General features: G+C 71.6%; 9 protein-coding genes and 1 tRNA gene. 8 read left to right on the top strand and 2 right to left on the bottom strand.

Annotation, left to right across the window (positions count from 1 at the left end; all coding sequences use genetic code 11):
• The 4 genes from AB7U92_RS02810 to AB7U92_RS02795 form a co-directional block, all read left to right on the top strand.
• Positions 1-562: uroporphyrinogen-III synthase (locus AB7U92_RS02810; protein WP_428574516.1), on the top strand; the 562-nt coding region annotated here is incomplete at its 5' end.
• A gap of 6 nt (positions 563-568) precedes the next feature.
• Entirely contained in the window at positions 569-1,717 is a 1,149-nt protein-coding gene (locus AB7U92_RS02805) for a uroporphyrinogen-III C-methyltransferase (RefSeq protein WP_428574514.1), read from the top strand.
• 17 nt (positions 1,718-1,734) lie between these two features.
• Positions 1,735-2,982 (top strand): heme biosynthesis HemY N-terminal domain-containing protein, encoded by a 1,248-nt coding sequence (locus AB7U92_RS02800; protein WP_428574512.1) that lies wholly within the window; start codon positions 1,735-1,737, stop codon positions 2,980-2,982.
• A 40-nt stretch (positions 2,983-3,022) separates the two neighbouring features.
• Positions 3,023-3,099, top strand: a tRNA-Arg gene (locus AB7U92_RS02795).
• A gap of 107 nt (positions 3,100-3,206) precedes the next feature.
• On the opposite strand, the gene AB7U92_RS02790 is transcribed toward AB7U92_RS02795, so the two are convergent.
• Positions 3,207-4,178 (bottom strand): NAD(P)-dependent oxidoreductase, encoded by a 972-nt coding sequence (locus AB7U92_RS02790; RefSeq protein ID WP_428574510.1) that lies wholly within the window; start codon positions 4,176-4,178, stop codon positions 3,207-3,209.
• A 176-nt stretch (positions 4,179-4,354) separates the two neighbouring features.
• On the opposite strand from AB7U92_RS02790, the gene phnC reads away from it, so the two are divergent.
• The 4 genes from phnC to AB7U92_RS02770 are packed head-to-tail and all read left to right on the top strand — an operon-like array spanning position 4,355 to position 7,637.
• Positions 4,355-5,200, top strand: coding sequence for a phosphonate ABC transporter ATP-binding protein (gene phnC / locus AB7U92_RS02785; protein WP_428574508.1), 846 nt, complete (start codon positions 4,355-4,357; stop codon positions 5,198-5,200).
• Positions 5,201-5,238: 38 nt separating this feature from the next.
• Positions 5,239-6,210 (top strand): phosphonate ABC transporter substrate-binding protein, encoded by a 972-nt coding sequence (gene phnD, locus AB7U92_RS02780; RefSeq protein WP_428574506.1) that lies wholly within the window; start codon positions 5,239-5,241, stop codon positions 6,208-6,210.
• A 12-nt stretch (positions 6,211-6,222) separates the two neighbouring features.
• Entirely contained in the window at positions 6,223-7,017 is a 795-nt protein-coding gene (gene phnE, locus AB7U92_RS02775; RefSeq protein WP_428574518.1) for a phosphonate ABC transporter, permease protein PhnE, read from the top strand.
• 23 nt (positions 7,018-7,040) lie between these two features.
• Complete coding sequence (locus AB7U92_RS02770) at positions 7,041-7,637, top strand: HD domain-containing protein (protein WP_428574504.1); 597 nt, start codon at positions 7,041-7,043, stop codon at positions 7,635-7,637.
• A gap of 2 nt (positions 7,638-7,639) precedes the next feature.
• Here AB7U92_RS02770 and AB7U92_RS02765 read toward each other — a convergent pair whose 3' ends face one another.
• Positions 7,640-8,782 (bottom strand): alpha-D-ribose 1-methylphosphonate 5-triphosphate diphosphatase, encoded by a 1,143-nt coding sequence (locus AB7U92_RS02765; RefSeq protein WP_428574502.1) that lies wholly within the window; start codon positions 8,780-8,782, stop codon positions 7,640-7,642.
• Between the last annotated feature and the right edge of the window lies 1 nt (position 8,783).

The raw sequence follows: 8,783 nt of genomic DNA, 5'->3' as shown, positions 1-8,783 counted from the left end.
GTCGGGCCAGGCCTGGCCCGACAGCACCATGGCGGGATCGCCCGGCCCCGGCACCAGCCGCGTGCTGCGCGGCCTCGGCGTGCCGGCGTCGTGCATCGCCGTGCCGGCGGCCGATGCGGCGCAGTTCGACTCCGAGTCGCTCTGGCAGCAGCTGCGCACTCGCGACTGGCACGGTGCCACGGTGCTGATCGTGCGCGGCGAGAGCGGCCGCGACTGGCTGGCCGACACGCTGCGCGCGCACGGCGCCGAGGTGAGCTTCGTGACGGCCTACGAGCGCTGTGCCCCGACGCTCGACGATGCGCAGCGGACGTGCCTGCGCGCGGCGCTGCAGGCGCCCGCCGGGCACGTGTGGATGTTCAGCAGCTCCGAATCCATCGGCCACCTGGAAGCCCTGGCCCCGGGCGCCGACTGGCGCGGGGCCGCCGCCTTGGCCACCCATCCGCGCATCGCCGGGCGCGCCCGCGAGGCCGGCTTCGGCGCGGTGCACGAATGCCGTCCTTCGATGGAGGCGGTGGTGGCCTGCCTACAATCGATCGAGACCCGACAGCGCTCCGGCGCCTGACCTTCCGTGAGCGAGAACGACCCCAGCCCCGAATCCGGCGACGCCGCGCCCGCACCGGCGCCGGCGGCCGTGCCCGCGCCCGCGCCGGCGAACGCGCCGGCCGGCCCGGGCCGCGCCTGGGCGGCCATGGGGGCGGTGCTGCTGGTGATCAGCGTCACGGCCGTGGCCCTGGCCTGGAAGGCCGAACAGCGCGTGAGCTCGCTCGAGCAGGAACTGGTGCGCCGCCAGCAGGAGAGCGCCCAGCAGGCCGTCGAGGCGCAGATGCTCGCCAAGCAGGCCAGCGAGGGCATGGGCGCGGCCGCTGCCAAGGTGGCGCTGCTCGAGGCCCGCGTGGCCGAGGTGGCCCTGCAGCGCACCCAGCTCGAGGACCTGATCCAGTCGCTGTCGCGCTCGCGTGACGAGAACCTGCTCGTCGACATCGAGGCGGCGCTGCGCATGGCGATGCAGCAAGGCGCGATCACCGGCAGCACCGAACCTCTGGTGCTGGCACTGCGCCAGAGCGACGAGCGCCTCGCCCGCTTCAGCCAGCCGCGCCTGGAAGGCGTGCGCCGCGCGATCGCGCGCGACCTCGACCGCGTGAAGTCGGTGGGGGCGCTGGACATCGCCTCGCTGACCATCAAGATCGACGAAGTCATGCGCATGGTCGACGACCTGCCGCTGCTGTCGGTGGCCGATCCGAAGCGTGACCTGCCACGCGAATCGGCGCGTGGTGCGGCGGCCGCCAAGGTCTCGTCAGCCGCGCCGGCCGCCTCGGCGCCCGCTGCGCAGGGCCTCTGGCCCGCCGCCTGGAGCGAGGCCTGGACACGCTGGACCGCCTCGGTCTGGGCCGAGGTGCGATCGCTGGTGCGCGTGACCCGCATCGACCACCCGGATGCTGCGCTGCTCGCGCCCGAGCAGGCCTACTTCCTGCGCGAGAACCTCAAGCTCAAGCTGCTCAACGCGCGGCTGGCGCTGCTCAGCCGCCAGTTCCCCACGGCGCAGGCCGACCTGCAGACGGCGCAGCAGTCGCTCGACCGCTACTTCGACCGCAGCTCGCGGCGTGCGACGTCCGCCAGCGAGCTGCTGCGCCAGGTGGCCATGCAGGCGCGCCAGACCACGCTGCCGCGTCCCGACGACACCCTCGCGGCGCTGGCCACCGCCGCGGCGGGCCGCTGATCGAGACCGAACCGGCGATGCGCGCGGTCATCTGGTTCGTGCTGCTGTTCGTGGTCGCCGTCGTCGCGGCCACCACGCTCGGCGGCAACGACGGCCTGGTGAGCATCTACTGGGCCGGGCAGCGGCTCGACCTGTCGCTCAACTTCTTCCTGATCCTGCTGGCGGCGCTGTGCTTCGTGCTGGTGACGGTCTTCAACGCGATCAACGCGCTGATCGGCCTGCCGCGCCGGGCCCGCGAATGGCGCGTGTCGCGGCGCGACCGCACCGCCCAGGCCTCGCTGCGCGAGGCGCTGGCGCAGTATTTCGGAGGCCGCTACAGCCGCGCGCAGAAGGCGGCGCAGCGCGCGCTGACCATCCAGGCCGACACCCCCGAGCTGGCGCAGGACAACGAGTTCACCGTGCTCGGTCACCTGCTGGCCGCCGGCAGCGCCCACCGCCTGCAGGACCGCGCCGGCCGCGATCGTTCCATCGAGCGTGCCCTCGAGCTGGCGCGGCGCAGCCCGTCGGCGCGCGCCGCCGAGGAGGGCGCGCGGCTGCTGGCGGCCGAATGGGCGCTCGACGACCGCGATGCCGACCGAGCGCTCGAACTGCTCGGCGCGCTGCCCACCGGCGTGGCGCGGCGCACCCATGCGCTGCGCCTGCGCCTGCAGGCCACGCGGCTGGGCCGCCAGCCGCAGGAGGCACTGAAGACGGCGCGGCTGCTGGCCAAGCACCAGGGCTTCTCGAAGGAGGCCGCGCAGGGCCTGCTGCGCTCGCTGGCCTTCGAGTCGCTCGAGACCGCGCGCGACGCCGAACAACTGCGCCGAGTCTGGGCGCAGCTCGACGGGCTCGACCGGCGCGATGCCTTCGTCGCCGCGCGTGCGGCCAGTCTCGCCGCAGGGTTCGGCGCCACCGACGAGGCGCGCGGCTGGCTGCGGCCGTTCTGGGATCGGCTCGCCGAGCTGGGCGCCGACGAGCGCGCCGTGCTGGCGCTGGCGCTGGCCGAGTCGGTGCAGGGCCTGGGTGTCGAGTGGCTGCCCAAGCTGGAGGCGGCGGCGCAGGCCTACGGCCGCGAGCCGGCGATGGGCTACGCCGTGGGCATCGCCCTGGCCGACCGCCAGCTCTGGGGCAAGGCGCGCCGCCTGCTCGAGGACGCAGCGGCCGACGCCACGCTGCAAGCGGCCGCGCGGCGCAAGGCCTGGCTCACGCTGGCGCGCATCGCTGGCGAGGAAGGCGACGCCGAGCGCGCCGCCCGAGCCTACGAATCCGCGGCCATCCTGGCCTGAGCGGAGCCGCTCCCAAAGCCTGCTATACTGCGCGGCTCGCGCGGCTGTAGCTCAGTTGGATAGAGTACTTGGCTACGAACCAAGGGGTCGTGGGTTCGAATCCTGCCAGCCGCGCCATTCATCTCGACGGGTCAGTTCACTCAGTGGGCTGACCCGTTTCTCATTCCGGCAGGCCGGGCAGGGCGATCGATCCTGCTCGCGATGCCGGCCGGAAAGGGCCCGTCTCAAGGTTGCAGAGGCGTCGCCAGGTCCGGGACCGGCCTGCCAGAAAGCGCCGCCACTAGGTTGTCGGCTGCCCGCATCTCGATCTCCTGCCGCACTCGGCGCACGGCCGAGCCGAGGTGCGGCGTGAAGACGGTTCGAGGGTGGTTCAGCAGCGCCGCCGGGATCGCCCGTGGTCGATCGGGAAGGTTCCAGTCTTCCATCTCGAACACGTCGGCCGCGTAGGCACCGAGCTGGTCGCTGTCGAGGGCCCGCACGACCGCGTGCTCGTCGACGACGGAGCCGCGGCCGACGTTCACCAGCACCAGCCCCGGCCTCGCGGCGCCGAGCACGCCGTCGTCGATCAGGTGCCGTGTCTCGGCCATCAGCGGCACCGCCAGGATGGCGTAGTGCGCCTGCGCGAGCGCAGCGCGCAGCCCCGTGGCGCGGACGCCCGGGTGATCGGCGCGCGGGTCGACACCGAGGATCTCGGCGCAGCCGAAGCCCCTGAGCCTGTCGACGATGGCGCGCCCGACGGCGCCGAGCCCGACCACCGCCACAGTCGAGCCGTGCAGGCCGGTGCCGTAGAACGCCGGACGCCATCCCGCGAACCCTGCGCGCACGGCCTGGTCGCCCGCCAGGACATGCCGGGCCGCCGCAATGGCCAGCCCGACCGCCAGCTCCGCTGTCGGCTCGGTAAGCAGGTCCGGCACGAAGCTCACGAGCACGCCCGCGCGTGCACAGGCCGCCAGGTCGAAGTTGTCGTAGCCCTTGAGGGCGCATGCCACGGTGCGCAGGCGCGGCGCTGCGGCCAGCACCTGCGCGTCGATGCGGTCGGTCATGAAGGCCATCCAGCCGTCCGCATCACGCAGGTGGCGGGCCAGCACCTCGGCGGCCCAGGGCTCGGGGCCGGGATTCATGACCACCTCGCCTGCGGCCCGCAGCGTCTCGAGGACCTCGGCGTGGATGGGCTGGCTCACGACGATCCTGTTCAAGGGGTCTCTCCTGCTGGCTGGGCTGGCGCGCTGGCTGATTCTGGACGGTGTCGATGTCAGCCGGGTGACCCCGGCGCCGGGCTGCCCCTGGCGGTCGTCCAGCGATTGACTTGAATCCGTCACGCCACCGTCACGACCCGTCTAGATGATCCGCCCCGTTCACCCCGGAGCAAGCCATGGATCACCTTGCAATCGAAGTCGAGTCTCTGTGCAAGAGCTTCAATGGCACGCAGGCACTGCGCGGCGTGTCGCTGCGCGTGGCGCAGGGCGAGATGGTGGCCTTGCTCGGTGCGTCGGGGTCCGGCAAGTCGACGCTGCTGCGGCATCTGAACGGATTGCATCGCGCCGACGCCGGCCCGGGCAGCATGGTGCGCGTGCTCGGCCGAACCGTGCAGAGTGGCGGCCTGCTCGCGCGCGACGTGAGGGCGCAGCGGGCCGAGGTGGCCGCCATCTTCCAGCAGTTCAACCTGGTCGACCGGCTGCCGGTGATGGTCAACGTTCTGGCCGGTGCCCTGCACCGCTTGCCGATGTGGCGCGCCCTGCTGCGTCGCTTCCCCGAGAACGAGCTGAATCGGGCTTACCAGGCACTGCAGCGCGTCGGCATCGAGCGCTGCGCCTGGCAGCGTGCCTCCACGTTGTCCGGTGGCCAGCAGCAGCGCGCGGCGATCTCGCGCGCGCTGGTACAGCAGGCCAGGGTGGTGCTGGCGGACGAGCCCATCGCCTCGCTCGATCCCGAATCCAGCCGGCGCGTGATGTCGCTGCTGGCCGAACTGAACCGCGAACTCGGCGTGACCGTGCTGGTATCGCTGCACCAGGTCGAGCATGCCTTCGCCTTCTGCCCGCGCACCGTCGCGCTTCGCGCGGGAGAGATCGTCTACGACGGCCCGACGCGGGAGCTCGATGCGCCGCGGCTGCGCGCACTGTACGGAACGCAAAGCGACGAACTGCTGGGCCCGCCGCAGCCTGCCGACGGCATTGCTCAGGCGCAGCCCTGGCAATTGCCTGTTCTCCACGCGGCCTGAGGGCCGGCCTTCCCCCTTCCCATCACCGGAGCACACCCATGAAACTGTGGAAACCGCTGGCCGCCGCTGCAGCCGCCATCACCCTCGCCGGCACCGCCGTCGCGCAGACCCAGGAGATCAACTTCGGGTTCATCTCCACCGAGTCGTCCTCCGGCCTGAAGGCGGCGTGGCAGCCCGTGCTGGAAGACATGAGCAAGGCCACCGGCGTGAAGGTCAACGCCTTCTTCGCCACCGACTACGCCGGCGTCATCGAGGCGATGCGCTTCAACAAGGTCCAGGTGGCCTGGTTCGGCAACAAGTCGGCCATCGAGGCAGTGGACCGCTCCAACGGCGAGGTGTTCGCCAAGGTGGTCGACACCGACGGCACCGAGGGCTACTACTCGATCCTGGTGGTGCACCGCGACAGCCCGCTCAAGAGCCTGGACGACGTGCTGCGTCAGCGCGCCGGCCTGACGCTGGGCTTCGGCGATCCGAACTCCACCAGCGGCACGGTGATCCCGGGCTATTACGCCTTCGCGAAGCACCAGGTCGAGCCGACGAAGGACTTCAAGCGCATGGTGCGGGCGAACCACGAGACGAACCTGCTGGCCGTCGTCAGCAAGCAGGTGGACGTGGCGACCAACAACACCGAGAACTGGTCGCGCTTCGAGAAGACGCACCCGGAGAAGCTGAAGGAAGTCCGCGAGATCTGGCGCTCGCCGCTGATCCCGAGCGACCCGATCGTCTGGCGCAAGGACCTCGACGAAGCCACCAAGGCCAAGGTGCGCGACTTCATGCTGAACTACGGCAAGAAGCCCGAGGAGCTCGCCAAGTTGAACAAGCTGGGCTACAGCCAGTTCCGGCCCTCGAGCGACGCGCAGCTCTCCACGATCCGCCAGATCGAACTGGTGAAGTCGCGCGCCAAGGTCGAGGGCGACGCCTCGATGTCGGCCGACGAGAAGGCCCGCAAGCTCCAGGACATCGACAAGAAGCTGGACGAGCTGGGCAAGCAGATCGCCAGTGCGAAGTAGCCGGTGAGCAGCATCACGTCACTGCCGGCGCCGGAAGCGCTGCCGCAGCCGCCGCGGCCCTCCCTGGCCACGCTGCTGGCCTGGGGCGTGCTGCTGGCGCTGCTGGCGGCCTCGTGGCGGGGCGCCGAGATGCGGCCGCTGGAGCTGCTGCGCGATTCGGGGAACATCCTCGACTACGCGCGCAGCTTCTTCCCGCCGGATTTCCAGGACTGGCGGCACTACCTGCAGGAGATGCTGATCACCCTGCAGATCGCCCTGTGGGGCACCGCGCTGGCGGTGGCCTGCGCCGTGCCGCTCGGTCTGCTGGCGGCCGCCAACATCGCGCCGTGGTGGCTGCGCCAGCCGGTGCGCCTGATGCTCGATGCCAGCCGCGCGATCAACGAGATGGTGTTCGCGCTGCTGTTCGTCGTGGCCGTCGGGCTGGGGCCCTTTGCCGGCGTGCTGGCCTTGTGGGTGCACACCACCGGCATCCTCGGAAAGCTGTTCTCCGAGGCGGTCGAGGCCATCGATCCGCAGCCGGTCGAAGGCATCCGCGCGACGGGTGCCAACCCGCTGCACGAAGTGCTGTACGGCGTGATTCCGCAGGTGATGCCGCTGTGGCTGTCCTACACGCTGTACCGCTTCGAGTCCAACGTGCGTTCGGCTGCGGTGGTCGGCATGGTCGGCGCCGGGGGCATCGGCATGGTGCTGTGGGACGTGATGCGCGGGTTCCAGTATGCGCAGACCGCTGCGGTGCTGTTGATGCTGGTGGCCTGCGTGTCGTTCATCGACCTGGTGTCGTCCCGGCTGCGCAAGAGCCTGCTCTGACCCGATTCGAACGGAGAACCGCCATGGACATCGTCGAGCGCATCGACCGGCTCTTCGCCAGCCACGGCCATGTGCCCTACGAGGGCGCGCGCCGCGAGGCCATCAGCGCCCTGGAGCACGCGCTGCAGTGCGCGCAGCTCGCCGAATGGGCCCACGCCGATTCGAGCCTGGTGGCGGCGGCCTTCCTGCACGACGTCGGCCACTTCCTCGCCGCCGAGGCGGTGGCCCGCAACGACCACGTGGACGACCGCCACGAGGAACTGGTGGTGCCCTTCCTCGCCGAGGGCTTCGATGCCGCGGTGACCGAGCCGGTGCGCCTGCACGTGCAGGCCAAGCGCTACCTGGTGCGCATCGACGACGCCTACGCACGTTCGCTCTCGCCGGCCTCGGTGCACTCGCTGGCGCTGCAGGGCGGGCCGATGCGCGACGACGAGATGGAACGCTTCGAGGACCTGCCGTTCGCCCGCGAGGCGGTGCAGTTGCGCCGCTGGGACGACCTGGCCAAGGAACCGGGGCGCCGCACGCCCTCGATCGACTGGTACCTCGCGCTGCTCGAAGACCTGCGCGAGCGCCCGTTCCTCGATTCGAAGACCGGCATCGGCGCCGGCAACGTGGCCTGAGCTCAGGCCACCCGCCGCCCCGCCACGTAGACCTCGCGCACCACCGGGTGCGCTTCCACCTCGCGCACGCGCAGCAGGTCGCCGCGCAGCCCCGTCGCGATCTCGCCGCGGTCGTGCAGGCCGGCCGCCTCGGCCGGGCCGCGTGTCACCACGCGCATCGCCTCCGGCAGCGAGAAGCCGGCCTCGCGGTGCAGCACCCAGGCTGCCTGCAGCAGGCTGCCCGGCACGTAGTCGGACGACAGCCCGTCGAGCACGCCTTCGCGCGCCAGCGTGGCCGCGGCGACATTGCCGGAGTGCGAGCCGCCACGCACGACGTTGGGTGCGCCCGCGATGGTCTTCAGCCCGTGCGCGTGCGCATGGCGCGCCGCGGCCAGCGTGGTCGGGAACTCGCTCATCGAGGCGCCGAGCGCGCGCGCCTCCTCGACATGCTCGAGCGTGGTGTCGTCGTGGGTGGCCAGCGCCACGCCGTGCGCGCGGGCGAAGTCGGCGAACCAGCGGCGGTTCGGCTGGGCATGCCGTGCCTGGCGCTGCGGCGCGATGCGCACTTCCTCGTCGAACTGCGCGTCGCTCCAGCCCTTCTTGCCGGTGTAGTAGATGCGTGCCTGCTCGACGTCGGTCCACTGCCGCTGTCCGGGCGTGTGATCCATCAGCGAGATCAGGCGCAGCCGCGGGTGGCCGGCGAAGGGCTCGAACAGTTCCTGCGCATTGGGCGCCGGCAGCTCGCAGCGCACGTGGATCAGGTGCTGGCAACGCAGCGCGCTCGCCGATTCGAGCTGATCCAGCACGCCCAGCAATGCGCTCTGGTCGCGCGAGCGGAAGCCGTCGCCGTACGGGTCGCCGACGCCGATGGCGTCGAGCACGGTGGTGATGCCGGCGGCGGCCAGCTCCGCATCGTGCGCCTGCACCGCCGCGCGCATCGGAAAGGTGACCTTCGGACGCGGCATCACGTGGCGCTCGAGGTTGTCGGTGTGCACCTCGACGAGGCCGGGCAGCAGCCAGTCGCCGTCGACGTCGATCGCACCGGGCCGCGCGCTGGCGCCGGACTCGATCGACGCGATGCGGCCACCGGCCACACGCACCGTCGCACGCGGCAGCACCTCCTGGCCGAGCACCACGCGGGCGTTGGTGAAGATCTGTTCGTCCATG

Origin of the sequence: Piscinibacter sp. (assembly GCF_050175855.1) — a bacterium.
Taxonomy (GTDB): domain Bacteria; phylum Pseudomonadota; class Gammaproteobacteria; order Burkholderiales; family Burkholderiaceae_C; genus Piscinibacter.
The sequence above is the reverse complement of the archived record's forward strand: the minus strand, read 5'-3'. Positions and strand labels throughout refer to the sequence as shown.

Excerpts from the sequence above, each read along its gene's own strand:
- phnC (WP_428574508.1), top strand. The coding sequence starts at position 4,355 with ATGGATCACCTTGCAATCGAAGTCGAGTCTCTGTGCAAGAGCTTCAAT.
- AB7U92_RS02800 (WP_428574512.1), top strand. The coding sequence starts at position 1,735 with ATGCGCGCGGTCATCTGGTTCGTGCTGCTGTTCGTGGTCGCCGTCGTC.
- AB7U92_RS02770 (WP_428574504.1), top strand. The coding sequence starts at position 7,041 with ATGGACATCGTCGAGCGCATCGACCGGCTCTTCGCCAGCCACGGCCAT.
- AB7U92_RS02765 (WP_428574502.1), bottom strand. The coding sequence starts at position 8,782 with ATGGACGAACAGATCTTCACCAACGCCCGCGTGGTGCTCGGCCAGGAG.
- phnD (WP_428574506.1), top strand. The coding sequence starts at position 5,239 with ATGAAACTGTGGAAACCGCTGGCCGCCGCTGCAGCCGCCATCACCCTC.